The 25,617-nt window shown below is 63.0% G+C and carries 29 protein-coding genes; 12 read left to right on the top strand and 17 right to left on the bottom strand.

Features of this window, described 5'->3' with window-relative positions:
- Positions 1 to 67: 67 nt before the first annotated feature.
- Positions 68 to 1,036, bottom strand: a complete 969-nt coding sequence (locus ACN9MO_RS08465; RefSeq protein ID WP_057248837.1) for a DMT family transporter — start codon at positions 1,034 to 1,036, stop codon at positions 68 to 70.
- Positions 1,037 to 1,437: 401 nt separating this feature from the next.
- Here ACN9MO_RS08465 and ACN9MO_RS08470 point away from each other — a divergent pair, with 401 nt between their 5' ends.
- Entirely contained in the window at positions 1,438 to 2,307 is an 870-nt protein-coding gene (locus ACN9MO_RS08470) for an NAD(P)-dependent oxidoreductase (protein WP_057248836.1), read from the top strand.
- Entirely contained in the window at positions 2,304 to 3,005 is a 702-nt protein-coding gene (locus ACN9MO_RS08475) for a DNA alkylation repair protein (RefSeq protein WP_057248835.1), read from the top strand. The genes ACN9MO_RS08470 and ACN9MO_RS08475 overlap by 4 nt, the downstream gene beginning before the upstream one ends.
- Positions 3,006 to 3,024: 19 nt before the next feature.
- Here the strand turns inward: ACN9MO_RS08475 and ACN9MO_RS08480 are convergent, their stop codons facing one another.
- From ACN9MO_RS08480 to ACN9MO_RS08490, 3 genes are all read right to left on the bottom strand, one after another.
- On the bottom strand, positions 3,025 to 3,513 hold the full coding sequence (locus tag ACN9MO_RS08480; protein ID WP_057248834.1) for an Lrp/AsnC family transcriptional regulator: 489 nt from the start codon (positions 3,511 to 3,513) through the stop codon (positions 3,025 to 3,027).
- 65 nt (positions 3,514 to 3,578) lie between these two features.
- Positions 3,579 to 4,217, bottom strand: a complete 639-nt coding sequence (locus tag ACN9MO_RS08485; protein WP_057248833.1) for a uracil-DNA glycosylase family protein — start codon at positions 4,215 to 4,217, stop codon at positions 3,579 to 3,581.
- Positions 4,210 to 4,884 (bottom strand): thermonuclease family protein, encoded by a 675-nt coding sequence (locus ACN9MO_RS08490; RefSeq protein WP_244495557.1) that lies wholly within the window; start codon positions 4,882 to 4,884, stop codon positions 4,210 to 4,212. Before ACN9MO_RS08490 ends, ACN9MO_RS08485 begins: the two co-directional genes overlap by 8 nt.
- Before the next feature lie 226 nt (positions 4,885 to 5,110).
- Between ACN9MO_RS08490 and ACN9MO_RS08495 the strand changes: the two genes are divergently transcribed.
- Complete coding sequence (locus ACN9MO_RS08495; RefSeq protein ID WP_057248831.1) at positions 5,111 to 6,646, top strand: sensor histidine kinase; 1,536 nt, start codon at positions 5,111 to 5,113, stop codon at positions 6,644 to 6,646.
- Between the two features lie 3 nt (positions 6,647 to 6,649).
- Positions 6,650 to 7,195 carry a GNAT family N-acetyltransferase gene (locus tag ACN9MO_RS08500; RefSeq protein WP_057248830.1) on the top strand — a complete coding sequence of 182 codons (546 nt, stop codon included), beginning with the start codon at positions 6,650 to 6,652 and terminating at the stop codon, positions 7,193 to 7,195.
- Positions 7,196 to 7,199: 4 nt separating this feature from the next.
- Here ACN9MO_RS08500 and ACN9MO_RS08505 read toward each other — a convergent pair whose 3' ends face one another.
- Together ACN9MO_RS08505 and cobT are read right to left on the bottom strand one after the other, a co-directional pair.
- A complete protein-coding gene (locus ACN9MO_RS08505; protein ID WP_057248829.1) occupies positions 7,200 to 7,613 on the bottom strand; it encodes a diacylglycerol kinase in 414 nt (137 codons plus the stop codon).
- 228 nt (positions 7,614 to 7,841) lie between these two features.
- Positions 7,842 to 8,858, bottom strand: a complete 1,017-nt coding sequence (gene cobT, locus ACN9MO_RS08510) for a nicotinate-nucleotide--dimethylbenzimidazole phosphoribosyltransferase (RefSeq protein ID WP_057248828.1) — start codon at positions 8,856 to 8,858, stop codon at positions 7,842 to 7,844.
- Between the two features lie 213 nt (positions 8,859 to 9,071).
- On the opposite strand from cobT, the gene ACN9MO_RS08515 reads away from it, so the two are divergent.
- Genes ACN9MO_RS08515 through ACN9MO_RS08525 form a run of 3 tightly spaced genes read left to right on the top strand, consistent with a single transcriptional unit; the run spans position 9,072 to position 10,816 of the window.
- Positions 9,072 to 9,860 carry an adenosylcobinamide-GDP ribazoletransferase gene (locus ACN9MO_RS08515; RefSeq protein WP_113132902.1) on the top strand — a complete coding sequence of 263 codons (789 nt, stop codon included), beginning with the start codon at positions 9,072 to 9,074 and terminating at the stop codon, positions 9,858 to 9,860.
- A gap of 36 nt (positions 9,861 to 9,896) precedes the next feature.
- Positions 9,897 to 10,118, top strand: coding sequence for a DUF1289 domain-containing protein (locus ACN9MO_RS08520; RefSeq protein ID WP_057248826.1), 222 nt, complete (start codon positions 9,897 to 9,899; stop codon positions 10,116 to 10,118).
- Positions 10,115 to 10,816 (top strand): retropepsin-like aspartic protease family protein, encoded by a 702-nt coding sequence (locus ACN9MO_RS08525; RefSeq protein ID WP_057248825.1) that lies wholly within the window; start codon positions 10,115 to 10,117, stop codon positions 10,814 to 10,816. Before ACN9MO_RS08520 ends, ACN9MO_RS08525 begins: the two co-directional genes overlap by 4 nt.
- Positions 10,817 to 10,854: 38 nt before the next feature.
- Here the strand turns inward: ACN9MO_RS08525 and ACN9MO_RS08530 are convergent, their stop codons facing one another.
- The 8 genes from ACN9MO_RS08530 to ACN9MO_RS08565 all read right to left on the bottom strand — a co-directional run bounded on the left by ACN9MO_RS08530 (position 10,855) and on the right by ACN9MO_RS08565 (position 18,708).
- Positions 10,855 to 11,616: an ABC transporter permease gene (locus ACN9MO_RS08530; RefSeq protein ID WP_057248824.1), complete on the bottom strand. Its 762-nt coding sequence runs from the start codon at positions 11,614 to 11,616 to the stop codon at positions 10,855 to 10,857.
- Positions 11,613 to 12,539, bottom strand: a complete 927-nt coding sequence (locus tag ACN9MO_RS08535; protein WP_057248823.1) for an ABC transporter ATP-binding protein — start codon at positions 12,537 to 12,539, stop codon at positions 11,613 to 11,615. The genes ACN9MO_RS08530 and ACN9MO_RS08535 overlap by 4 nt, the downstream gene beginning before the upstream one ends.
- A gap of 105 nt (positions 12,540 to 12,644) precedes the next feature.
- Positions 12,645 to 13,127 (bottom strand): YeeE/YedE family protein, encoded by a 483-nt coding sequence (locus ACN9MO_RS08540; protein ID WP_057248822.1) that lies wholly within the window; start codon positions 13,125 to 13,127, stop codon positions 12,645 to 12,647.
- Positions 13,124 to 13,531, bottom strand: coding sequence for a YeeE/YedE family protein (locus tag ACN9MO_RS08545; protein WP_057248821.1), 408 nt, complete (start codon positions 13,529 to 13,531; stop codon positions 13,124 to 13,126). The genes ACN9MO_RS08540 and ACN9MO_RS08545 overlap by 4 nt, the downstream gene beginning before the upstream one ends.
- Positions 13,528 to 13,860: an ArsR/SmtB family transcription factor gene (locus tag ACN9MO_RS08550; RefSeq protein WP_057248820.1), complete on the bottom strand. Its 333-nt coding sequence runs from the start codon at positions 13,858 to 13,860 to the stop codon at positions 13,528 to 13,530. The genes ACN9MO_RS08545 and ACN9MO_RS08550 overlap by 4 nt, the downstream gene beginning before the upstream one ends.
- A 636-nt stretch (positions 13,861 to 14,496) precedes the next feature.
- Positions 14,497 to 15,753 (bottom strand): extensin family protein, encoded by a 1,257-nt coding sequence (locus ACN9MO_RS08555; RefSeq protein WP_057248819.1) that lies wholly within the window; start codon positions 15,751 to 15,753, stop codon positions 14,497 to 14,499.
- A gap of 320 nt (positions 15,754 to 16,073) precedes the next feature.
- Positions 16,074 to 16,625, bottom strand: a complete 552-nt coding sequence (locus ACN9MO_RS08560; RefSeq protein ID WP_057248818.1) for a Kazal-type serine protease inhibitor family protein — start codon at positions 16,623 to 16,625, stop codon at positions 16,074 to 16,076.
- 268 nt (positions 16,626 to 16,893) lie between these two features.
- Positions 16,894 to 18,708, bottom strand: a complete 1,815-nt coding sequence (locus tag ACN9MO_RS08565) for a methyl-accepting chemotaxis protein (RefSeq protein WP_057248817.1) — start codon at positions 18,706 to 18,708, stop codon at positions 16,894 to 16,896.
- 275 nt (positions 18,709 to 18,983) lie between these two features.
- On the opposite strand from ACN9MO_RS08565, the gene ACN9MO_RS08570 reads away from it, so the two are divergent.
- From ACN9MO_RS08570 to ACN9MO_RS08580, 3 genes are all read left to right on the top strand, one after another.
- Positions 18,984 to 19,376, top strand: a complete 393-nt coding sequence (locus tag ACN9MO_RS08570; protein WP_057248816.1) for an acyl-CoA thioesterase — start codon at positions 18,984 to 18,986, stop codon at positions 19,374 to 19,376.
- Positions 19,377 to 19,444: 68 nt separating this feature from the next.
- Complete coding sequence (locus ACN9MO_RS08575) at positions 19,445 to 19,978, top strand: hypothetical protein (RefSeq protein ID WP_210334465.1); 534 nt, start codon at positions 19,445 to 19,447, stop codon at positions 19,976 to 19,978.
- Between the two features lie 136 nt (positions 19,979 to 20,114).
- Positions 20,115 to 20,750, top strand: coding sequence for a TerC family protein (locus ACN9MO_RS08580; protein ID WP_057248814.1), 636 nt, complete (start codon positions 20,115 to 20,117; stop codon positions 20,748 to 20,750).
- A 104-nt stretch (positions 20,751 to 20,854) separates the two neighbouring features.
- On the opposite strand, the gene ACN9MO_RS08585 is transcribed toward ACN9MO_RS08580, so the two are convergent.
- Positions 20,855 to 21,208: a DMT family protein gene (locus ACN9MO_RS08585; RefSeq protein WP_057248813.1), complete on the bottom strand. Its 354-nt coding sequence runs from the start codon at positions 21,206 to 21,208 to the stop codon at positions 20,855 to 20,857.
- Positions 21,209 to 21,692: 484 nt separating this feature from the next.
- On the opposite strand from ACN9MO_RS08585, the gene ACN9MO_RS08590 reads away from it, so the two are divergent.
- A complete protein-coding gene (locus tag ACN9MO_RS08590) occupies positions 21,693 to 22,136 on the top strand; it encodes a TIGR02594 family protein (RefSeq protein ID WP_057248812.1) in 444 nt (147 codons plus the stop codon).
- Positions 22,137 to 22,354: 218 nt separating this feature from the next.
- Here the strand turns inward: ACN9MO_RS08590 and ACN9MO_RS08595 are convergent, their stop codons facing one another.
- A complete protein-coding gene (locus ACN9MO_RS08595; RefSeq protein ID WP_057248811.1) occupies positions 22,355 to 22,870 on the bottom strand; it encodes a GNAT family N-acetyltransferase in 516 nt (171 codons plus the stop codon).
- Positions 22,871 to 22,970: 100 nt separating this feature from the next.
- Positions 22,971 to 23,615, bottom strand: a complete 645-nt coding sequence (locus tag ACN9MO_RS08600; protein WP_057248965.1) for an aspartate/glutamate racemase family protein — start codon at positions 23,613 to 23,615, stop codon at positions 22,971 to 22,973.
- Positions 23,616 to 23,856: 241 nt separating this feature from the next.
- Here ACN9MO_RS08600 and ACN9MO_RS08605 point away from each other — a divergent pair, with 241 nt between their 5' ends.
- The gene (locus ACN9MO_RS08605) at positions 23,857 to 25,611 is read left to right on the top strand and encodes an adenylate/guanylate cyclase domain-containing protein (protein ID WP_057248810.1); all 1,755 of its coding nucleotides are present in this window, start codon (positions 23,857 to 23,859) and stop codon (positions 25,609 to 25,611) included.
- The last annotated feature ends 6 nt before the right edge of the window (positions 25,612 to 25,617 follow it).

Here is a 25,617-nt window from a genome sequence, read left to right on the forward strand (position 1 = left end):
AGGTGCCACCAGTCGCACCTTTTGGCCCATAGCGACTGGGCGCCGACAAAGATCGGGCGCGGAGCCCTTACTGGTGCGCCAGCGCCGTCTTGCCCAATGAAAACTGCCTTTCGTAGAAAATCCGGACGGACAGAACGACCCCGCCAATGAGGATTGCGATCCCTGCAGCTTCCATCGCGGTCGGCCATCGAGCATGAACGACGAGACCGCCGATGACCCCAAATGCCGTTTCCGAAACGATCAATTGCGCGGCCAGTGCAACGGGCAAGGTTCGAGACGCGACATTCCACGCCCACACTCCGCATACGGTTGCCAGAAGCGCGAAGGATGTACCCCAAAGATAGAGTGAGCCGGCGGCGTGCCACCCAAAACCGAGTTTTGGAAGCTGAAAGAGACCCATCGCTGCTCCAGCCGGGTAGAAGGCCAGCATCAAGATACCTCCGCCAACGAGGATAAGCGCGGACCACACACCGGAGGGCATTTCAGGTCGGACGGCCAAGGCGGCCTGATTGGCAATCGCAAACCAGACCCACAATGCCACCGCCGCAAGCGCCAGCGGAACACCGATCCAGAAGGAACGGACGGATTCCAGTCCCTCTGCCGTGAACGCTGTGCCATTGACGAAAACAAGACCGAGCAGCACCAGCATGAGAGGCACCGTCAGGGATTGCCATGAAACCGATCCCTGCCGCTGGTTGCCGACCACCATCAGAACGAGCGGAACCAAACCGAGAAAGGCGGGAGCAATCACCGGCCCAGCAAAGATGGCAGCTCCTGTCACCGTCAGGAAGTAGCCGACGTAGCCGATGAAGGCGAGCCAGATTGCTGAAAGCCAGTTTCGGAGCGTCAGGTGTTGTATCACCCCCCGATCCGAAAACAGAATACAGAGGCCGACCAGAGCCGAGACCACATGACGGACAAGAGCAAAATCAAAGGTGGAGTAGTCGCCGATGATGAAAGGCACAACGAAGTTGAGCGAAAAGGCGAAGGCCGCGAAGAGTGCGGCAAGAACGCCTACGTAGAAACTCTTGTCCATAGTCCGGCCTCATTGGTTTTTCGGACGCTAATGCTTCCCTTCACGGTCCGCCATGCATGTGTTTGACAAACACCTTTTCCAGATTGGAAGTCGGCGCTTGAACGACCTAGCAATTGAGCGAACTGTGCCTGGAAGGGCGCGTTGGACTTCAACTTCGGGGCCAACGTCGCTGGATTAGAGCGGCTCCATGTATACGGCGTGTGTTTGGCGAGCGCAGATGTGTACCAGAATGTACGGCGGGCGGGTTTTCTCGGCAGTTGAGGCACCTGGTGACTGCTCGCGGTACGCAACTGCCAACGCCACCCTCGTCACCATTGCTGGCCTGTGCCACATAACAGCACTCTTTTCCGCTCCCGTTCCATCGGCTACACCAAAGCGAAAGCAATGGGAGTATTCGGAAAATGGCAAAGGTCGCATTCATCGGTCTCGGCGTCATGGGCTATCCCATGGCCGGCCACCTCAAGGTCCGCGGCGGACACGAGCTGACGGTCTACAACCGTACCTTCGCCAAGGCCGAGAAATGGGCGGCCGAGTTCGGCGGCCGCGCAGCGCGGACACCGGCCGAAGCCGCCGATGGCGCCGAGTTCGTCTTCTCTTGCGTCGGCAATGACGACGACCTGCGCTCGGTAACGACCGGCAAGGACGGCGCCTTCGAAACGCTGAAGGCCGACGCCGTCTTCATCGACAACACCACCGCTTCGGCCGAAGTCGCCCGCGAACTCTATGCGGCAGCGAAGGCGCGCACCGCTCACTTCATCGATGCGCCGGTCTCCGGCGGCCAGGCCGGCGCCGAAAACGGCGTACTGACCGTCATGTGCGGCGGCGATGAACCGGCTTTCGATCGCGCCAAGCCGGTCATCGAAGCCTTTGCCCGCATGGTTGGCCTGATGGGCCCGGCCGGCGCCGGCCAGATCACCAAGATGATCAACCAGATCTGCATCGCCGGCCTCGTCCAGGGACTGGCCGAAGGCATCCACTTCGGCAAGAAGGCCGGGCTCGACATCGAGAAGGTTGTGGACGTCATCTCCAAGGGTGCTGCCGGCTCCTGGCAGATGGAAAACCGCCACAAGACGATGAACGCCGGCAAGTACGACTTCGGCTTTGCGGTCGACTGGATGCGCAAGGATCTCGACATCGTGCTGGCGGAGGCCCGCCGCAACGGTGCCAAGCTGCCGGTGACCGCTCTCGTCGACCAGTTCTACGGCGATGTCCAGGAAATGGGCGGCAACCGCTGGGATACGTCCTCGTTACTCGCCCGCCTCGAAAAATGAGCCTCGGCCCGTCCTCGACCGCAGACGAGATCATCGCTCACCTGCGGTCGCTCGGCTCTGAAGACAATCTCGCCGGCATGGCGCGCTTCGGCATCGTCACCGAAGCCGCCCTCGGGCTCTCCAATGTCGAGCTGCACAAGGTGACGCGGCAGGTGAAGGTGGATCACCGCCGCGCGCTGAAGCTTTGGCAGTCCGGCATCCGCGAGGCGCGCATCCTGGCCGCGTTTACCGCCGACCCGAAAGAACTGACGCTGGAAGAGGCGCTCCGCTGGGGCGACGATTGCAATTCGTGGGAAGTGGTCGACACCGTTGCCGACCTTTTCATCGCCGCCCGCTTCGAGCGCGAACTGATCCCGGAATTCGCGGCCGACGAACGTGAATTCGTCCGGCGCATCGCCTTCGCGATGATTGCGACCGCTGCGGTCCACCTGAAGAAGGAACCGGACGCGACGCTCCTGAACTGGTTGCCGCTGATCGAGCGGCACGCAACCGACGAGCGGAACTTCGTGAAGAAGGCGGTCAACTGGGCGCTCCGACAGATCGGCAAGCGCAATTCCGCCTGCCATGGTCCTGCACTGGCGCTCGCAGAGCGCCTGGCCGAAAGCGCAAACCGCGCCGCCCGCTGGACGGGCAAGGACGCGGTTCGCGAACTTAAGAGCGACAAGGTGCTCGCGCGGCTTGGTCTCGATCAAAACTGAGCCCGCTAGCGCAGGCGCCTCAATCCTCGGCGGATTTCGCCTGGTCGATCATCATGTAATCGAGCGGAAGCTCGGTCGTGTACTTGATCTGCTCCATGGCGAAGGCAGAAGAGACGTCACGGATCTCGATCTTGGCAATCATGCGCTTGTAGAATGCGTCGTAGGCGGCAATGTCAGGCACGACCACGCGCAGAAGATAGTCGACGTCGCCGCTCATGCGGTAGAATTCGACCACCTCGGGAAACTCGGACACCACTTCGGAGAAGCGGCGAAGCCATTCCATCGAGTGCGAGTTTGTGCGGATCGACACGAACACCGTGACCTTGGTGTTGATCTTCACCGGATCGAGAAGGGCGACACGGCGGCGGATGACGCCGTCCTCTTCCATCTTCTGGATGCGCCGCCAGCACGGCGTGGTCGAAAGTCCCACCTTCTTGGCAAGGTCGGCAACGGCCAGCGTGGAATCCTCCTGCAACAGGCGCAGGATTTTGCGGTCTAGGCGGTCCATGAAAGTCCCTCTCGAATTATTTTTCCCTCTATAGCGCGAAATTGGTGAAGATAAAGAAAATTGTTTCAGGTTGTGAGCATAAGAACCCGCTCCCGCAGGAACGGCAGAACATCGGCCTCGAACCAGGGATTGCGCTTCAGCCAGCCGGTGTTGCGCCAGCTCGGATGCGGCAGCGGCAGAATGGCGGGATCCGCATTGCGCATCGCGTAGCGCCGCCAGTCCTTTACCGTCTCCGTCATCGATTTCGGGCATTCCGGACCGATGTGCCAGCGCTGCGCATAATGCCCGATCGCCAGCACCAGCTCGACCTGCGGCATCTGATCCATCACCCGCTGCCGCCAGAGCGGCGCGCATTCCCGACGCGGCGGCAGGTCGCTGCCATGGGCGTCATAACCGGGAAAGCAGAAGCCCATCGGCACGATCGCGAATTTCGCCGGATCGTAGAAGCTCTCGCGGTCCACCCCCAGCCATTGGCGGAGCCGATCGCCGGATGCATCGTTGAAGGGCAACCCGCTGTCATGCACCCGAAGCCCGGGCGCCTGTCCGGCGATCAGGATGCGTGCCGTGGTCGAGATCACCGCGACCGGTCGCGGCTCATGCGGCAGACGGTCGTCGTCGCCACGCAGCGGGCTGTCGCGGCAGATGCGGCAGGCGGCAATTTCCGCTCTCAGCCGCTCCAGGTCCGGGACATCGTTCTCAGGCATTGCCGATACCCGCAAACAAGGCGGTCAGCCGCTCCAGCAGCCAGCGCCTGATGGTCTCGAGCCAACCATCGACCAAATGCGGCCCCTCGTCCGGATGGTCATTCGTGCGGCGCCATTCCTGCGGGGTCGTGAACGTGCCGACCCAGATGCCGCGCCGCTCTTTCTCTGCCCGTGCCTCTTCCGCTTGATAGTGCCCATAGCTGACCGCATACCCGGAGAGCACCATCTCACGGCCAATGTCCCGCCCGCCCGCTTCGCATGTGCCGAGGTCGCGGCCGTACCGATCGCGTCCGTGAAAACGACAGCGGACATCGCCGGCGGAAATCAGCGCCCTCAGGCGTTCGCGCGCCTGGCGGCCGCAATCCCAGGTCTCGCCGTCGCGCTCGCAGCTCTGGTCGAGTTCCGGCGCATCGATCCCCTCGATGCGAATGCGCTTGCCGTCAAGGCGAAGACTGTCGCCGTCGCTCGCGGACGCCGCTCCACGCGCCTCCCCGGTTGTGGCACGCTCCCCCACGGGCAGCTTGTCGGCGTAATAGGCGACGATCGAAAGCAGCAGAAGAATGATCCATCCGCCGAGCATGCCGCCACGGCCGGCCGATCGCGACCGGCCCGAAGACCCTCCGCCTCGCCCGCCGGTGAAGCGGTATCTCGCCCGGCCTGATTTCACGTTTCCTGCACCTTTATCGCTACGCGCGCTCCCTGATCGAACCGGGACCGCATCACAAACATCGACGATTCCAAAAACTTAGAGGCGGAACCTCATGTGCCGGCTCTCAACTTTTGGCCAAGGACACCACCGCGCCATAATGGTTGTCGAATCCTTCACACACGGCAGCAACTTCTTAAGGATTGCTCACTAGACTGCAACGAAACCATAACCTTTGCATAAGAGCATGAGTATCGCTGCCAGCACCTCGACAGATAAGATCATTGTCGACAAGTCGCGAAACCATCGAAACAAGGCCGTTTCGAGGACGGTTCGCGCGACGCGAGAGCGGCTGCAAACGGGCTCGTCCGTGCCTTCGGGCTTCGAGCGCGAAATGCTCAATCTTTACATCGATTCGGCCCTGCACGGCGCCATCGCCATACCGGTGCTCGTCGCCCTGATTGCCGCCGTCGGGGTCTATCTCTCCGGCAATCTCAGCATCATCGTCTGGGCCGTCATGACCCTTTCGGCGCATGCGGTGACGCTGGTGCTAGCGAGGAAGGCGTGCAAGAAGGACATCGTTGCCGAAAAGGTCCCGGTCTGGCGCCGGCGCTTCCTGCTCGGCCAGCTGTTGATTGGCCTCTGCTGGGCAGCCTTCGTTGTGCAGGATTGCGCGTCGTGCGGTGATGTCCGCTTCGGTTTCTTCGAGGGCACTGCCCTGCTTTTCGCGCTTGCGGCCACTGCCATGGGCACGTTCCTGCTGCGCAATGCCCTGCTCTGCACCTTCACGCCCGTGGTCGCCGCACTGGCCTTTGTCTCGCTGACGACTGGCAATCCGATCTATATCGGCCTCACGGGCATCATCTCGCTGGCGCTGCTCTTCCTCGTGTTCATGACCGATCGCATGAACCGTGCCAATGTCCACATCCTCTCGGTTCAATCGGAGAAGGATGACCTGATCGCCGAGCTCGAAGTGGCAAAATCGATGTCGGACGAGGCACGGCGTCGGGCGGAGGAAGCGAACCTCGCCAAGTCGCGCTTCCTGGCCTCCATGTCGCATGAATTGCGCACGCCGCTGAATGCCATTCTCGGCTTCTCCGAGGTCATGTCGACGGAGGTTCTGGGTCCGCTCAGCAACCCGACCTACAAGGAATACACCAACGATATCCATCGTTCCGGCGAGCATCTGCTGAACCTGATCAACGAGATCCTCGACCTGTCGCGCATCGAAGCAGGCCGCTACGACCTGAACGAGGATGCGGTCAGCCTCGTCGAGATCGCCGAGGACTGCGTCGGCATGGTGCAACTGAGGGCGCGCGCCAAGAACATTACCATCCACTCGCAGTTCGAACTTGGCATGCCCTCGGTCTGGGTCGACGAGAAGGCAATGCGGCAGGTCATCCTCAATCTGCTGTCCAACGCCGTGAAATTCACCAATTCGGGCGGCGAAGTCACCTTCAAGGTCGGCTGGACGGCCGGCGGCGGACAATATCTCTCGATCAAGGATAACGGTCCGGGCATCCCGGAAGAGGAAATCCCGATCGTTCTGTCGGCCTTCGGTCAGGGCTCGATCGCCATCAAGAGCGCCGAGCAGGGCACCGGCCTCGGCCTGCCCATCGTCCAGGCCATTCTCGCCAAGCACAATGGCGAATTCATCCTGCGCTCCAAGCTTCGGGAAGGCACCGAGGCGATCGCCATCCTGCCGGCCCGCCGCGTGCTCGAGAGCCTGCCGGCAGTCGAGGACGTGGCAGCCCCGATCCGTCGTCGCAAGAGTTTCGCCTGATCCATGTTCATCGAAACGCAACGCTTGAGGCTTCGGCCCTGGGAGCAGCGCGACGTCGCGCCCTTTGCCGTCGCCAATGCCGATCCGGACGTGCGCCGCTACTATTTTCCTGACATTCTGACGCGGGAGGATACCGCGGCGATGATCGCCGACTGCGACCGGCACCTGCGCAGACACGGCTTCGGCTTTGTGGCCGTCGAGCGCAAGGCGGACGGAGCGCTCATCGGCGGTCTTGGCCTTTCGCACGCCGGAGCCGAAATTCTCGGTGGCCCGCATGTCGAAATCGGCTGGATCCTCGCCCGACCCTACTGGCGGCAAGGATATGCGCTCGAAGCAGCAAGCGCCTGCCTGCACCATGCATGGTCGGCACTCGGGCTTGCCGAGGTCATCGGCTATACCTCGCGCATCAACGAACCATCGCGCGCGCTCATGGAAAGGCTCGGCATGCGCTCGGATCCGGCGGAGGATTTCGATGACGTGACGGTGCCGGAGGGCAACCCGCTGCGCCCGCACGTGCTCTATCGGATCGCGCCGAACGACCGGCGGTAGCAGATCAGTTCATGAAGCCGTCGAAGATCACGACGTAGCCGGCATAGACGCCGTTGGCGATGATCAGGCAGAGGCAGGCGAAGGAGCCGAGATCCTTGGCGTTCTTGCCCATTTCCGAGATTTCCGGCGAGACGCGATCGACGATTTCCTCGATCGCCGTGTTGATCGCCTCGAAGGCCATCATCAGCAGGAACAGGATCGCCATCGCCACGAACTGGAAGAAGGTCGCGCCGACGATGGTGAAGGCAACCATGGCGATGCCGAAAGCGATCAGCTCATGGCGGAAAGCAGCCTCGCTGATCAGCCGTTTCGCGCCGCCCAGCGAATAGCTGGCGGCGGCGAAGAGATGCCGAATGCCGGTCTGCTTCTCGACGGGACCCGTCGGTCCAATGCGGTGCGTGGTGTTCTTGACGTCCATTTCTTCTCGACAAGGCTTGAAACTGCGCTTGCTTCGACATCGTGAATGAGGCGAATGCAAGGCGTTTGCCGGTTGCAGGAGCCCAAGCCTATAGTTAGGGCTGCATGTGCGCTTTGGATAGGCGAGAAGCACGCGGCCATCAAGGCCCGCCACACGCGGGAATAGCGCCCGCGACAGGCTTTGGACAGCAATCGGCCGGCTTTGCCGTGAAAGCCGGCCGGATCTTGATTATTCCTTGTTGCTGACGCCAGCCTGCGCGAAGGTCGCCATGCCGCTGTGGCAGGCCGCTGCCGCCTTGACGATGCCGGCGGCAAGGGCCGCCCCCGTGCCCTCGCCGAGCCGCATGCCGAGTGCCAGCAGCGGCGTCTTGCCGAGCTTCTCGATCGCGCGGATATGACCCGGTTCACCCGAGACATGGCCGATCAGGCAGTGGTCGAGCGCTGACGGATTGGCCGCCTTCAGGATTGCCGCTGCCGCAGTCGCCACGTAGCCATCGATGATGACGGGCACTTTCTGCACGCGGGCCGCGAGGATCGCGCCCGCCATCGCCGCGATCTCGCGACCACCGAGGCGGCGCATCAGCTCGAGCGGATCGGAAAGGTGATCGCGATGCAGCGCCACCGCCTTCTCGACAGCGGCGATCTTGCGCTTCAGTACCTCGCCTTCGGAACCGGTACCCGGACCGACCCATTCCTCGGCCGTACCACCATAGAGGCCGAGATTGATCGCCGCCGCAATGGTGGTGTTGCCGATGCCCATCTCGCCGATGCACAGCAGATCCGTGCCGCCGGCGATCGCCTCCATGCCGAAGGCCATGGTGGCCGCACAATCCCGCTCCGAGAGCGCCGCTTCCTCGGTGATGTCGCCGGTCGGATATTCAAGCGCCAGGTCGAAAACCTTGAGGCCGAGGTCGTGGCTGACGCAGATCTGGTTGATCGCAGCACCACCGGCAGCGAAATTCTCGACCATCTGGGCGGTAACGGACGACGGGAACGGCGTGACGCCCTGACGGGTGACGCCGTGGTTGCCGGCGAAGATCGCCACCAGCGGCCGGTTGACGGCCGGCGCCTTGCCGGTCCAGGCGGCGAGCCAGAATGCTATCTCTTCGAGACGTCCGAGCGCGCCCGGCGGCTTTGTCAGCTGTGCGTCCCGCTCGCGCGCCGCGACCAGGGCCGCCGCATCCGGCCCCGGCAGGTTGCGCAACAATTCGCGGAAATCATCAAACGGCAGGCCGCTGGCACTCATGCTGGGAATCCTTGCATATCGTGAATCTACGCTCCTCATAGAGGGCGTCGAATATTCGGGCAACGGCATTTGCGCCAATCGGCGTCGCCGGAGCATGATCCGTCACCGGACGGACGATTCGACGCACGACGTTTTGCATGCTCACCCTACTCTCACTTGCGGGCGGCGGTGACATCTGCGATTGCGGCTGAGGGCCGGATCTTTGGAGGAGCCATGGGCTTTCTGGGCGATTTCTGTGACGACGTGGCGCGCTCGATCGGCTTCCTGAGCCGTATCCCCATGCCGGGACGCCACTTCGTCGGATATGACGGACGGCTGGACCGGGCCGTGCGCGCCTTCCCGCTTGCCGGCATCGTGATAGTCCTGCCCTCCGCAGCCGCTGCCATCGCGATGATCGCACTGCATGTCAGTTCGCTTTTTGCCGCCTTCGTCGTCGTCGCCATCCAGGCGCTGCTGACCGGCGCACTGCACGAGGACGGACTTGGTGATACCGCCGACGGCTTCGGCGGTGGACGCGACCGCGACGCGGCGCTCGCGATCATGAAGGACAGCCGCATCGGCACCTATGCCGCTGTCGCTCTCATTCTTTCTTTCGGCCTGCGCGTCTCGGCGCTCGCCTCGATCCTGCCGCTGTTCACGCCCCTTGGCGCCGGCATGGCGATCCTTGGCGCCGCAGCGCTCAGCCGCGCCGCCATAGTGTGGCACTGGTCCAGCCTGCCGCCGGCACGCAGCGGCGGTGTTGCGGCTTCCGCCGGCGCGCCGGAGCCGGGCGCTGGCCGTTTTGCCCTCGGCTTTGGTCTTCTCGCCGCGATGCTGCTCTTCTATTTCGCCAAGGTCCCGGCCCTCGGCCTGATCGCAACGCTCCTCGCCTTCCTTGCCGCTGTCAAAGGCTTCGGCCGGCTCGCAGCCGCCAAAATCGGGGGACATACCGGTGACACGATCGGTGCCACGCAGCAGCTCACGGAAATCGCGGTGCTCGGCGCCCTTGCGCTGACGGTTTGAAAGATCGATATAATCCGGGAAAAACTGGGCAACGCCATGGAATCTCCCTGCATTCTCGTCTGTTCCATCGATGACAAGACCGGCTACTGTTTCGGCTGCGGCCGCACGCGTGACGAGATCGGCCGCTGGACGCTCTACACCGACGCCGAACGCCGGGCGATCATGACCACGCTGCCCGACCGGCTCGAGACGGTCGAACGCAAGCCTCGGCGCGAAACGCGCCGCGGCCGCATGGCGAGGGAACGCGGAGAAGCATGACCCGTCTCGCCATCCTGCTCTCGATCCTGGCCATTGGCCTCATCCTGCTGATCGTCAACCACGATGCCGGCCGCACCATGGGCCTTGCCAACGACGATTTCGGCCGACTGGTGTCACTCGGCGCCATCGCCACGTTGATCGGCGCCGGGGTCGTACAAAGCCGCCGCCGTTTCGGCGAAGGGCTGCGCCAGGTCGCCGTCTGGCTCCTCATCACGCTCGCCCTCGTCTCGGCCTATGTCTACCGCTTCGAACTTCAGGGCTTCGGCAATCGCCTGCTCGCCGGCCTCGTTCCCGGCCGCGCGACCGTGATCACCGACAGCGAAGGCCGGCAGGAAGTGGTGCTGCACAAGATGCTGAACGGTCATTTCGAAACCGGCGCAACGGTCAACGGCAAGGACATCAACATGCTGGTCGATACCGGCGCCAGCAGCATTGCGCTGACCTACGAGGATGCCGAGCGGATCGGCCTTGATCCGGAAAACCTCAGCTACATCGTCACCGTCATGACGGCGAACGGCCGGGCCCAGGCCGCACCCGTCATGCTCCAGGAAATCTCCGTCGGCCCGATCACCCGGCGCAACATCGGCGCGACCGTGGCCGCCAAGGGGCGGCTCGACCAGAGCCTGCTCGGCATGAGTTTCCTGTCGACGCTGGAGATGCTGCAGATGCGCACCGACGAGCTGCGCCTGCGCGACTGAGCCACAGGCGTCAGAACAAACCGCAGCGGCGCCTGCCGTCAGTTTCTGAGCCGGTAGCCGGTGCGGAAGATCCAGGCGAGGATCGACATGCAGGCCGTCAGGAAGGCGAGGATGATCACGGCGCTGAAGATCGGGTTGACGTCGGAAACCTCGAAGAAGCTCCAGCGGAAACCGCTGATCAGATAGAGCACCGGATTGAAGTGACTGACCGCCTGCCAGAAGGGTGGCAGCATCTTCACCGAATAGAAGCTGCCGCCGAGGAAGACGAGCGGCGGGATCACCAGCATCGGGATCAGGTTCAGCTGCTCGAAGTCCTTGGCCCAGATGCCGATAATGAAGCCGAACAGGCTGAAGGAAATGGCCGTCAACACGAAGAAGAACACCATCACGAACGGATGCGCGATCGTCAGGTCGACGAACAGCGAGGCCGTCAAGAGGATGATCGTCCCGATCATCAGCCCCTTGGTCGCCGCCGCGCCGACATAGCCGAGCACGATCTCGACCATCGACACCGGCGAGGACAGAACCTCGTAGATCGTGCCGGTGAATTTCGGGAAATAGATGCCGAAGGAGCCGTTGCCGATGCATTGCGTCAAGAGCGTCAGCATCATCAGGCCGGGCGTGATGAAGGCGCCGTAGGAAACGCCGTCGATCTCCTGGATGCGCCCGCCGATCGCGGCGCCGAAGACGATGAAATAGAGCGAGGTCGAGATAACGGGCGACACCACGCTCTGCAGCAGGGTGCGCCGGGTACGGGCCATCTCGAAGAAATAGATCGACTTGATCGCTTCGATATTCATCGCCCTGCCCCCACAATTTCGACGAAGATGTCTTCCAGCGAGCTCTGCCGCGTGGAAATGTCCTTGAGCCGGATACCGGCTTCGGCGAGGGCCGCCAGCAGAGTGGTAATGCCGGTGCGTTCAGCGCTCGTGTCGTAATCGTAGATCAGACAGTGCCCATCGCCCTCGAGCGTCAGATTGTAGCTCGACAGCGTTTCGGGAACGCCATCCAGTGGATTGGCGAGATCGACGCGCAACTGCTTGCGCCCGAGCTTCGACATCAGTGCCGCCTTGTCTTCGACCAGCAGGATCTTGCCGCCGTTGATGACGCCGATGCGGTCGGCGATTTCTTCCGCTTCTTCAATGTAATGCGTCGTCAGGATGATGGTGACGCCGGAAGCGCGCAGCCGCTCGACGACCTCCCACATGCTCTTGCGCAGATTGACGTCGACGCCGGCTGTCGGTTCGTCGAGGAAGAGGACCCTCGGTTCGTGCGACAGCGCCTTGGCGATCAGCACGCGCCGTTTCATGCCGCCGGAGAGTTCGCGCAGCATGTTGTCCTTCTTGTCCCAGAGCGACAGGTCCTTCAGCACCTTCTCGATATGGGCGGGGTTCGGCTTCTTGCCGTGCAGGCCGCGGGAGAAGGAGACCGTGTTCCACACGGTTTCGAAGGCGTCGGTGGTCAGTTCCTGGGGTACGAGCCCGATCATCGCGCGCGTCTCGCGAAACTCGCGCACCACGTCATTGCCGCCAACCGTCACCGTTCCGCCGCTCGGATTGACGATGCCGCAGATGATCGAGATCAGCGTCGTCTTGCCGGCGCCGTTCGGCCCGAGCAGCGCCAGGATCTCGCCTTCCTCGATATCCAGGCTGACGCCCTTCAGCGCCTGAAAGCCGGAGGCATAGGTCTTCGACAGATTGGAAACGGAAACGATAGGCGCCATGAAGCAGATCCGGATGCGGGGGGCAAAGTCGGCAGGTTTCGCCTATATGGGACAATTGATTGCGATTTGCAGCCTACCGGATGGAAAAAACAAGGTGACGCTTTGTCAATGCGGCTGCGACAGGCGAGCTGCCGTCCCCGCGCCGCCGCCCATTTGCGAAGGTTTGCGCGCCACCAGCCGGTCATGGATGAGCATGCCCGCAACCATCGCCGCGACGAAAAGGAACGTCGGCGGCAAACCGAGCGACAGCGAAGCGAGCGCCGGGCCCGGGCAAAGCCCCACCAGCCCCCAGCCGATGCCGAAGATTGCCGCGCCGACAATCAGTCGCCTGTCGATGACCTGATTGTCCGGCAAATGGAAGGTTTCGTCGAACAAAGGATGCTTGAGCCGGCGCGTCAGCAGGACACCGAGCGCGGAAACAAAGACGGCGCCGCCGAGCACGAAGGCAAGGCTCGGGTTCCAGTTGCCGGTGATATCCAGAAACGCCCGCACGCGTGCCGGATCGAGCATGCCGGACAGCGAAAGACCAAAACCGAACACGAGGCCGGAGACGAGCGTCGCCGCGAGGCGAAAGAAGGCTCCGTTCATGCAAGCAAGCCCATGACAAAGACCGTGACGATCGCCGCGGTCATGAAGGTCGCAACCGCCGCAATCGAACGTCGCGACAGCCTTGCAAGACCGACGACGCCGTGGCCGCTGGTGCAGCCGGAGCCCATGCGGGACCCGAAGCCGACCAGCAGCCCGCCAGCCATCAGAAGCGGCCAAGAGGTTGTGACCGTCACCACCGGCCAGGCGCCGACGACGAGGCGAAAAAGCAGCGGCCCCGCCATCAGTCCCAAAACAAACAACATGCCGGTAGGAACCTGCGCGCCCTGCAGCAGACGTCCGACGATACCGCTGATCCCGGCCACCCGGCCATTGGCCACCATCAGGATCGCTGCCGAAAGGCCAATCAACAGCCCACCCGCCAGCGCATTCTCGTATTCATTCATGTTTTGGAACCATCCCGACAGAAGATCTGATAGAGCGCGCCAACCAGACGCGCCACCTTGTCGTGACTAAGCCGATAGAACACTTGCTTGGCCTGCCGACGGGTCGAGACAATGCCGGCATCACGCAACACCGTCAATTGCTGCGAGAGGGTCGGCTGGCGAATGCTCAGGCTCTCTTCGAGTGCCGCCACCGAGTGCTCACCCTCCAGCAAAGCACTCACGATCAACAGACGATTTCGATTGGCGAGAGTTCTCAGTATTTTCGAAACTTCGGCAGCGTGCACGGCCATATCCGTGCGCACCCCCGGAAATTGCATAACAGTTCCCATAACTTCCTCCTGTCGTTGCCCTAGGAGTGAGTGGAGCCCCAATGCTTGCTGCGGTTTGCCGACTACTATCCGTGATTGTTATACGAAGTAATATATTATCGTATTACTTATTAATAAACCAGACGAAACAAGACAGCGCGATCAGCCCTAGCCCCCCCTGGCCTGTCCGTTGACTGTCAAATCATATAGAAAATTCAGATCGTTACAACGAGACCGCAACAGGGATGAAAACGCCATATTTGGGGCAACCGCCCGGACTATCTCAGGCAGCGGTAAAACTTCTGGTATAGTGATCTCAAATACGAGCCTGCGACGACACTTCGGGCCCCCGGCCCGAACGCCCGAAACTGCATTTCGGCGGAGGGTAAACGCCGGCGCAAATGCAGGCATCATCCGTTATCCGGCGAAAGATCTGCGAATGAATCGTCGCCAATCCCGTTCCCTCGTCACGAAACGGTGATGGTCTTCGAGCAATTTGCTCGCGCGGCGCGATATCGCCCTTTTGATTCGCGCTCGTGATTTGCACGCCGGAGCCTCCCCCTTTTGCTCCGGTTGTTGGGCCGGCCTCCCCGCCGGCCTCTTTTTTTGCCGCATGCCATTTTCGCAGCCGCCAGCAGGAAGGTCCCGCACACCACGTCAGTCGCAGTGACGGTAGCCGGTCTTGCGGGTTCTCAGATCGAAGTGGAAATGGTCCTTGTGGAACGGGTCGCTGCCCGGCCCGAGCACGGTGTTGAAATATTTGCAGCTATCGGAGCGCACAGCCTTCAGGAGGCCGCGTTCGCGGAACGCGAAGAAGCCCTTCTTGCGGACATCGATTTCCTTGCCGTTCTTCAAGACGAACTTGCCGACATCGATGGCGTTCCCGTGCGCATGTTCGGACATCGGATTGCCGCGGCGGGAATTCATCGTGCGGCAGGAATAGCCGCCGAGCGGCTTGATCGTCTTGACGCCCGACCAGTAGCGGTAGCGGGACGACGGCGCGAGTTCGTACTTCACCCACTTGGCGAAGGCTTCCGTCACCTCGCAATTGAGCTTGACCGCCGGCTTCACGCCAATACCGCCGGAGAGACCGCTGAGCTCGATCGGGTAGTCGATGCCGCAGGACGGCCCGTTGCTGATGCGCGGAATATCACGGAACACCACGCCGAGTTTCTTCAGGCGCTGGCGGCAGGCAATCTCGGAAGCCGGCATTTCGCCGGTGTAGTGGGGCGTCGACATCGGATTGCGCACGCGCGGCAGGAAGGCGACCTGCTCCGGCTCCTGGCTCCGCTGAATGGCGCGCTGCTCTTCCATGGCGCGTGCACGCTGCGCCTCTTCGGCCGCGGCCTTCTCGGGAGAAAGCGGCGGCAGGTCCGGATCGTAGCCAAGGTTCGCCTCGTCCGCTGGCGCAGCTCCGGACGCCCCGCCGAGCTGGCGCACATTGTCTTCGCCGATGCCGTCGACGACCGGCTGGCTGGCATTGCCCTCGGCGATCTCGTTGCTCTGCTCTTGCGCCAGGCCGACGACCGGCTGCTCGACGCCGAGCATGGCATCCATGTTGACGCCTTCATCGGGAATGGCCGTGGAACCTGCATTCGCCGGCTGCGCGCCGGAGGAAACCGCCTCGTCGCTATCGATCATCGGCAGCGAGCGCCGCGTTTGTTGAGGCGCCGCCTGCGCCGGTGCAACATAGTCCGGATTGCCGTTGCCCGTCGAAGCCGATGTTGCGGCGGGATAGGCCGCCACCTCGTCTTGCGGCACCGCGTCGACCGGCACGGGCCCGATCGAACCGACCCGGGAGCCGCCATCGATGCGGCCCGGCGGCGAAAGCGCGTCGTCGGTCGAACAGGCGACAAGCGATAGTGTCAGAACGAGTGCCGTCAGCGGGCGATGGAGACGAGTAACATACGCCATACCGGACTGCGCCTTCCTTCGGGCGGTCAGAAGACCACCACTCATCACCCCACCGCCCCCGCAACGGCGTACCCAGAGGCACGCAAGGATCGCTGCAGCACTTCGAATTGCTGCCTTTCGCCTGTGTCGCAAACCGGGCACAGCTGTCGAAAGACCTGATTTCGGGGGCATTTTATTCAAATACGGTAAACGAAGCCTTGCGTCCGATACCCGCGATCAAGGGTGCGGATGCTTGCCGTTCCGACTGACCGCCGATAGCAAGAAGCCCGCGTCTTCGTCAGACGCGGGCTTCAAGTTTTCAGCTACGGATCCGCTGGATATCAGCGGCACTCGCCGCGATGCACGACTCGGAAGCCAGCACCGCCAGCCTCGCAGGCGTTCGAGAAGGTTTGCACGCGGCCGCCGCGCTGGCCGCAGACCGGCGCGAATTCGCGGGTGCAGAACTGGCCTTCGGAGGGACGGTCATCGTCGCGACGGCATTCGCCGCGGCCGATCACCTGGAAGCCCTCCGAGCGCGCCTGGCAGGCGTTCGAGAAGGTCTGCGTGCGCCGTCCGCGCTGGCCGCACACCGGATTGTACTCCATGGTGCAGGCCTGCGGTTCGCGATCCGGCGGGCGATAGTCCGGACGGCATTCGCCACGGTGGATCACATTGAAACCGTCGGCCCTTGCCTGGCAGGAATTAGGGAAGGTGCGCATGCGATTGCCACGCTCGCCGCACACGGGCGCATATTCCATCGTGCAGACCGGCGGGCGGGTCGGCCTCGGCCCCGGACGAGGCTCGTCGACGACCACCGTACAGGCCGAGAGGAAGCCGAGCGCCAGCATCAGCACGGCGATCGGGCGCGTCAGAAGAAGTTTGAGAAGTGCCATGGATGTCCCCTCTAAAGCGGCGGTCAGCAACCGGAGCGACGCCCCGTCGAACACCTCCCGCATCTCGCGTATCTATCCGCAGCTATCGTAAGGTCAAGACTGTGCGGCCTGCTTTGCACGGCAATCACGGACGCAGGTTGCGGGGGCACTGCCCGGATCACGGAACGATGTGGAGCTCGATTGCAGCCGCGCGACATTTCTTCTTGTCAGCGCACAAGGCCCGCGTGGTATCGCCACGCGGGCCTTGTGCGATTCCAGACTATAGCGATCAGGCGGCGCGGCCGTAAGCCGAATGCGATGCCGAGGACTGCAGCCGGAACTTCGTCAGCAACGACTTCAGTTCCCGGCTCTCGGCAGCCAGCGTCTGGCTTGCGGCAGTCGTTTCCTCGACCATCGCGGCGTTCTGCTGGGTCATCTGGTCCATGCTGTTGACGGCGACATTGACCTCCTGCAAGCCGGTCGCCTGCTCGCGTGCGGCGGTCGCGATCGAGGCCACCTGCTCGTTGACCCGATTGACCAGCGTCTCGATCTCCGTCAGCGCTTCGCCGGTCGACCGGACCAGCTGAACACCGGCACCGACCTCGCGCACCGAGGCGCCGATCAGTTCCTTGATCTCCTTGGCGGCACCCGCCGAGCGCTGCGCCAACTCACGCACCTCCTGCGCGACGACGGCAAAGCCACGGCCGGCCTCACCGGCGCGCGCTGCCTCGACGCCGGCATTGAGCGCCAGCAGGTTCGTCTGGAAGGCGATCTCGTCGATCACCCCGATGATCTGGCCGATCCGGCCGGACGAGCCTTCGATCCGCCCCATGGCGTCGATGGCATTGCGCACGATGCCGCCGGACTTGGCAGCGCTCGCCTTGGTCTCGTTGACCATGTCGCGCGCCTCGTTCGCCCGCTCGGAAGCGTGGCGGACCGTCGAGGTGATCTCGTCAAGTGCTGCCGCCGTCTCTTCGAGGGCCGCTGCCTGCTGCTCCGTCCGGCGCGAGAGATTGTTCGCCGCTTCCGAAATGTCGCCGGCACTGGCAGTGACGATCTCGGTCGAGTGCGAGATGGAGCCGATGACATCGCGAAGCGCCGCGACGGCCGTGTTGAAGTCCTCTCTCAGCTTGCCGTATTCCGGCGCGATATGGCCGATCTCGGCGGTCAGGTCGCCGCTTGCCAAGAGCTCGAGCGCGGCACCGACGGTCTCCATCGCATCCGCTTGCGCTTCCGCCGTTGCCCGCTGGCGCTGCTCGTTGCCGCGCCGCTCGGAACTCAGCCGCTCCTGCTGCTCGGCCTCGCGTGAACGCAGTTCCAGCCGTTCGCGAACGGAATCGCGCAGCACCACCAGCACCTTGGCCATCTGGCCGATCTCGTCGCCGCGGTCCGTCTCCGGCACCTCGGACGAAAGATCCTCATCGGCGATCGCCCGCATCGACGCCTTCAGCTTCTCGACCGGCTTGACGACGCTGCGCACGATCGCAAGCGCCGCCATCAGAATGGCGAGTGCGGCGGCGGCGAGGATGCCGGCGACCTGCCAGGCGCGCTCACGGAACATCGCCGCTAGGTCGTCGGCATAGACGCCGGTACCGACCACCCAGCCCCAGGGCTTGAAGCCGGCAACGTGCGAATATTTCAGCACCGGCGCGTCAGCGCCCGGCTTCGGCCAATAATAGTCGACGAAGCCCTGGCCGCTCTTTTCGACAGTCTTTACGAACTCGACGAAGAGGTGCTTGCCGTTGGGATCCTTGTTTTCAGTGAGGTCTTTGCCGTCCAACTCGGGCTTGATCGGATGCATCACCATGGTCGGATGCATGTCGTTGACCCAGAAATAGCCGTTGCCCTGGTAGCGCATCGCCTTGATTGCCTCGAGCGCGCGCTTCTGCGCCTCCTCACGCGAAAGCGTGCCGGCCACCTCCTGCTTGTGATAGGCGTCGAACACCGCGATCGCGTTCTCGTCCATTGCCGCGAGCATCGCCTTGCGCTCGCCGACGAGCTTGTCCTGCGCCTGAAACAGACCGAATGTCAGCGCTGCTGCCATGGTCAAAAGCGCAAATGCCACCAGCGCGTAGAGACGCGCCGAGATCCTGAATTTCTTCATTGCCAATCCCCTGCCCCTTCGGCGCCCCCGGCGCCGCCCCGTCGCAACCTGGCCGCCGCCGGCATGGCCGGCCGCACTCCAAGAGCCTGCAGGTTAGGTAGAGGTCTTTGCAAAGCCCCTAACAACCGATCCCTAAATTTGACATTTCTGAAGAACCCCTTCGAAAGTCTAAGGTGGCGGCACGGCGGGATGCTGCCCGCATTTGTGCGGCGGCGGGCCTTCCCTCGGCAAGCGCGGTCGGGTTACATCTTTCATCCAACAGGGAGACAGGCCGCATGACCGAACAGACCAAACCGACCGGCGAGCTGACCTTGCGCACGCTCGCCATGCCCGGCGACGCCAATGCGGCCGGCGATATCTTCGGCGGCTGGGTGATGGCACAGATGGACCTTTCCTGCGGTATCCGTGCGGCCGAGCGCGCTCGCGGCCGTGTGGTTACCGCGGCAGTCAAGGAGATGGCCTTCGCGCTTCCGGTCAAGATCGGCGACACGCTCTGCATCTATACCGATGTCGTCAAGGTCGGCCGCACCTCGATGACGCTCAAGGTCGAGGCCTGGGCCCAGCGCTATCTCTCTTCGCATCGCATGGAAAAAGTGACGGATGCGATCTTCGTCATGGTCGCGCTCGACGAAAACGGCAAGCCCAAGCCGGTGCCGGCGGAGGAATAGGAGCGGCGGCCGTGGATCAGGTTCCGACCAACCCGGAAATCTTCCCGCATATCCGCACCGTCATGGGCATGGTCGTCAGCCTGAGCCTGGCGAGACTGCTCAGCGGACTGGCGCTTTTCGTGCAGCACCCCGGCAAGACGCGCGTCTACTGGATCCACCTCGGCTGGGTCCTGTTCATGTTCGTCTTCCTCGTGCATTTCTGGTGGTGGGAGTTCCACCTGCATTCGCTGGCCGTGATCGACGTCAGTGTCTACCTGTTCGTCATCCTCTATTGCTGCGTCTTCTTCTTCCTCTGCGTGATGCTGTTCCCGACGACGCTCGAGGACTATAGCGACTACGAACACTATTTCATGTCGCGCCGTGCCTGGTTCTTCGGTTTCCTCGCGCTTGCCTTTGCCGTCGACCTCGTCGACACCGCGCTGAAGGGCAAGCAGTATTTTGCCTCCTACGGTCTCGAATACCCCGCTCGCAACACCGCCTATATCCTCTTCTGTATCGCCGCCGCCTGGACGGCGAATCGGCGCTTCCATGCCGCCTTCGTTGTCGCTGCGGTCGCCTATCAGCTTCTCTGGATGTATCGGGCCTTCGACCTGCTGGATTGAGACCGTCGATCGGATCGTCTGCGGAGGTTTTCCGCCTGGGGGTGCACCTCGCCCCTTGATCCCGAGGCGAGGCGATGCTTTATCCGTTAGACATATTTGAATCTCGCATCATGGCACGTCGGGGGACTGTCGCATCATGGAAATCTTTACCGCCGCCGGTCTGGCAGCGCTTCTGCAAGTCATCGTCATCGACCTCGTTCTCGCCGGCGACAACGCCGTCGTCATCGGCCTTGCCGCGGCCGGGCTGCCGACGGAGCAGCGCAAGAAGGTCATCCTCGTCGGCATCATCGCGGCAACCGTGCTGCGCATCGCGCTCGCCAGCGTCACGGTCCAGCTCCTGGAAATCATCGGCCTTTTGCTCGCCGGTGGCATTTTGCTGCTGTGGGTCTGCTGGAAGATGTGGCGCGAAATCCGCGAGCAGCAGGCAGCGCACGCGGCAGGCGAAAGCGGCGCTGGCAGCAACGCGCCCCAGAAAACCTTCATGCAGGCGGCCATCCAGATCGTCATCGCCGACATCTCGATGTCGCTCGACAACGTGCTGGCCGTCGCAGGCGCCGCCCGCGAACATCCGACGATCCTGGTTATCGGCCTTGCGCTTTCGATTGCGATGATGGGCGTGGCAGCCGGTTTCATCGCCCGGCTGCTCAACCGTTATCACTGGATCGCCTATATCGGCCTCGCAATCATCCTCTATGTCGCGCTCGACATGATCTATCGCGGCTGGGTCGAGGTCTGGCCGCACGTCGCGCCGGCCGTGGCAGCCATGGTCTGACGCCAGCGCGACGCGCTGCAGACCGTTAACAATGCAAAAGGCAGGGCTTGGGCCCTGCCTTTTTGTTTGCAGCGGTCTTAACCGCTACAGCGGCCGGACGCCTGTTAGCCCTTGAAGATGAACGAGGCGCCTAAGGCGATCAGGGCGAAACCGACCAGATGGTTCCAGCCGATCGACTCCTTCAGCCAGAAAACTGAGAAGGCGGCAAAGACCAGAAGCGTGATCACCTCCTGCATCGTCTTCAGCTGTGCGGCGGAATAGACCTGATGGCCGATGCGGTTGGCCGGCACCGCCAGGCAATATTCGAAGAAGGCAATGCCCCAGCTTGCCACGATCGCCATGTAGAGCGGTGACGACGTGTATTTCAGATGCCCATACCAGGCGAAGGTCATGAAGACGTTGGAAAACAGGAGCAGAAGAATCGGCCAGAGATAGGCCGGAGAGAGAGTGAAGGACATAGAGAACCTCGGGGCGCGAATCATGCTCCGACGATGCCCCGCAGCCCCGTCCGGGCGCAAGTCCTGCCGGCCTTCCATTGGCTCAAGTGACGCCTCGGAGCGAGCCGATACGGGATTTTCTGCAGGTCAGGGTGTCGAATCGACGACGAACCGGCATTTTTCCGTCATTTAGCAAGTCATGCCCCAATATTTTACGGGTTTTGCCACAATTTTGTACTGGCGCATGAGCAATGTCGCTCGACTGTCCGACGGGACAGGCAGGGGAATACCACACTTCGAAACGGCGGTTGCCGTGAAGTTGGCTCCGCGCCTTGCGCGCGGTTCGCCGACACGCCGATGCTGCGTATCAGACGCTGGGCACGCGCATGTCCGCTGAAATTTCCCATGGGAACATTGGAAACAGTTGAGCAACCGGGTGCCATGCCGGCGATCGCCAGGCCGCCCCGACCGTTCGCACCCAGCAACTTGTCAAGGAGACCTGACCATGAAGGTCCTGGCGTTTCTTGCGGCTGCCTATGTCGCGCTCCTATCGCCATCTCTTGCCAGCGCGGGCATGCTTGCCCAGGCGCAGCAATACAAAGGCCTGCACGAGGTGAAGAACAACAAGACCCTTCGCGCAGCGCTCGGCATCAACCCGGCACGTACCCCCTGGTGCGGCCATTTCATGGGCATGGTTGCCCGCAAGTCCGGCCGCAGTCCACCGCAGAGCTTCGGCTTCGCCCGCTCGTGGCTTCGGTTCGGTGCACCGGTGAAGCTCGCCTATGCGCGCGCCGGCGATATTGTCGTCGTGCGCACCGGTCGTGGCTACCACGTCGGCATCCTGTCCGCGATGTCGAAGTCGACGGCCCAGTTGATCGGCGGCAATCAGTCCGGCGGCGTCAGGGTCTCGCAGTTCGCCCGGGGCCAGGTCGTCGGCGTCCGGCGCTAGAGCATCCCGCTTCAAGTGGAATCACTTGAAGCGGAAAGATGCTCTAGAAACAATGTGCTAGAGCGACCCTAGTGCGTTCATCTGAACGCACGGCGCTCTGGAGCGGCAAGCCAAGGGCGAGGAACCACTTCGCACCAGGCCTTGCGCCGGAGGGCCTAAAGCCCAACCCGGACCAGAGATCAGCATCGCCGCATCGGGCGGATCGCTGACGCGCGTCCTCACACAAGCGTCAGGCGCATTGCACAGCGCCGCTCTGGCGGAATGCCGTGAGCGCCCTCGTTTGCAAGGATCTGCGCGAGACGCGCGTCGAGTTCGTCCCCGGCAAGCGTAGCGAAGCCGAGTGTGCGGTAGAAGTGCTCGTTCCATTTGAGATCGCGGAACGTCGTCAGCGTTACCGCGGCAAGCGAACGGGCGCGCGCATGCGCGATCGCAGCCAGCATCATGGCGCGCCCAAGCCCCCGGCCCTGGCTTTCCTCCAACACGGCAAGCTGCCAGATGTGCAGCGCGCCCTCTGCGCTCGCGGCACAAAGGAAGCCGAGCGGTCGATCCTGCTCGTCGACGGCCACCAGGGACAGGCCGGTGCGCAGGAAGTCGACATGAGCTTCCGCGGACTGGACATCGTCGTCGGCAATCCAGGCCAGGTCGGGGATGGTGCGAAAAAGCGCGCCGGAGGAGCGCTCTATGTCGGGCAGCAAAGCTGTATCGTCTTCACGTGTGGGTCGAATCAGGGTCATAGTGACCGCATCCTACAGCGCAGGCCGTCATAGGGGATGCGCGAAGTTCGCTGCCGCCCTTCAAAATCCCGAGAATCATTAGCCGGATAACGGAATATCGCTAGTCGGCGATCATATTCATGGCCTGCTCAAGCCCGGCCGCCGGACTCGACAGCGGCCGCGGTCCGTTGCGGACATGATCGGCGGCGCCAGCCATGGACGCCTGGGCCAGCGCAACGATGGAGGCTCCATCCCCATAGGCCGCTTCTGCCGCCCGGGCGATCGCAGCAAGGTAGCCGTCACGGCTTCCCGCCTTGAACAGCGCCCACGCACCCTCGACGAGACGAACCTCGAGGACAGCGCCGGAACGGCGCGCCGCGTCGGCAAAAAGCGCCGTAGTGGGTGCGACCGTCGTTTCCACCGCGCAAAGCACTACCAGCTTGCCGCCGGTCGCGGCCGCCTTCTCCGCCAGCGCCGCATCGACGCGCAGGATCGGGACGGCAGTGCCCAACCCGGCCCTCACAACGCTCGGCCCGAGCGTCGAGCAGGTGAGCAGCACGGCGTCGGCCTTCGCCGCCAGCGCCGAGAGAACCGCCGCTGTCTGCTGCGTGATGTCCTCGGTCAGGCCGCCCGCTTCCTCCGCCGCGCGCAGCAGATCGGCGCGGACCGTATGGCGCAAGTTCGCGGAGGAAAGTCCGAGTTCGCGCGCAGCATTCTCGAAAACGGCGACGTTGCTGTCGGCCGTATGCAGGCAGGAGATGATCAATTGGCGGCCCTTGGATGGCGAACGCCTGACGGCGCGGTTCTGACTTTGCGAAACTTGCACAATCGTCGCACGCCGGGAAGCGTCGCCGGACACAATCTGTCGTAGAGGCCACGCGAACCGTCTATTTGCGCCTCCGGCCCAGCAATGGACACAAATCGGGGCAATTTATGCTTCTCGACTTTTCTAATTTAAGTTACGCTTATTTTCCTTCTGACCAGATGCCGCGGGAGGGGCTGCCCTCTTGGAACGGAAGCTCGCCGTGATCCTTGCTGCCGATGTCGCTGGCTACAGTCGCCTTGTCGCGATTGACGAGGAAGGTGCGCTCGCAACACTTGCCACCTATTGTGCAACGATTTCAAGCCTTGTGACCGAGCATGGCGGGCGCATCTTCGGCGCCGCTGGCGATAGCCTTGTCGCGGAATTCCAGAGTGCAGTGCAGGCGGTTCGGGCAGCGGTCGCCATCCAGCGGACCCTGCAGCGGAGAAACGCCGACCTCGCGCCGGAGCGGCGCATGGAGTTCCGCATCGGCCTCAATCTCGGCGACGTCGTGGTCGACGGCGGCAACCTGCTCGGCGACGGCGTGAATGTGGCGGCGCGGCTGCAGCAGGTGGCGAAACCGGCCGACATCTGCATCTCCGGTGCGTTGCACGACCAGATCGTCGGCAAGCTGGAGTTTCCCATGCACCGGCTTGGCGATCGCGCGCTCAAGAACATGCCGCGCCCGGTGCCGGTGCACCGCGTCGACTGGCATGAGGACCCGGTGAGGCCGGATCTGCCCGGCATGCCGCTTGCCCTGCCCGACAAGCCGTCGATCGCCGTTCTGCCCTTCGTCAACATGTCCGGCGACCCCGAACAGGACTTCTTCGCCGACGGTCTGACCGAGGACATCATCACGGCGTTGTCGCTCTACCGCTGGTTCTTCGTCATCGCCCGCAACTCCTCTTTCGCCTACAAGGGCCGCGCCGTCGACGTCAAACAGATCGGCCGCGATCTCGGCGTGCGCTACATCGTCGAGGGCAGCGTGCGCCGCTCAGGCTCGCGCGTGCGCGTCACCGGACAGTTGATCGAGGCGGAAACCGGCATCCATCTCTGGGCGCAGCGCTACGAGCGCGAATTCGCCGACATTTTCGCCATCCAGGATGAGATCACCCAACATGTGGTCGCGGCGATCGAGCCGGAGATCCTGATTGGCGAAAACCGCCGGGCGCTGCTACGCGGCAGCGACAATCTCGACGCCTACGAATGCCACATGCGCGGCACGCTGCTGCATAATGCGCAGGACTCCGCCGCGCACTTCGACGACGCGATCGAGTGGCAACGCCGCGCGATCGCCCTCGACCCCGAATTCGGCCGCGCGCACATGATGCTGGCCCGCTCGCTGTTTGCCCGCTGCTATTTCGGCTTCAGCGACGACATTGACCGGGATAGCGCGGAGTTGGCGGCGGAGGCTGCGCGCGCCGTCGTGATCGAGGATCACGATCCCTATTGCCACTATGTCATGTGCCTCGCCAATTTCGCTGCCCGGCGGCCGCATGCCGCGGTCCAGGAAGCGCAACAGGCGATCGATCTCAACCCCAATTTTGCGCTCGCTCACATGGCGCTCGGTTGGGCGCGCATCTATATCGGCCGTTTCGCCGAGGCATTGGACCCGCTGCACAAGGCGCTGAGGCTGAGCCCGCACGATCCGCTGACCTACCTCTTCTTCAACCGCATCGCTCTCGCCCACTACCACCTCGGCAATTACGAGGAAGCGCTGCGTCACGCCGAACGGGCGCTGCTCCTGCGCCGCACCTATTTCAACCTGGTCATTCTGCTCGCCTGCCTTGGCCAGCTCGACCGCAACGAGGAAGCCCGCAGGATCGTTCCCGAGGCCGTCGCCAACGCGCCTGTCGATTTACCGCGCTACTGGCGCTTCTTCACCGGCTATGTCGACCCTGCCGACCACGCACATTTCAAAGACGGGCTCGTCAAGGCGGGCCTGCCCATCGTCCCGTAGGCCGCC

The organism is Ensifer sp. R-19, assembly GCF_049905105.1.
Classification (GTDB): Bacteria; Pseudomonadota; Alphaproteobacteria; order Rhizobiales; family Rhizobiaceae; genus Ensifer.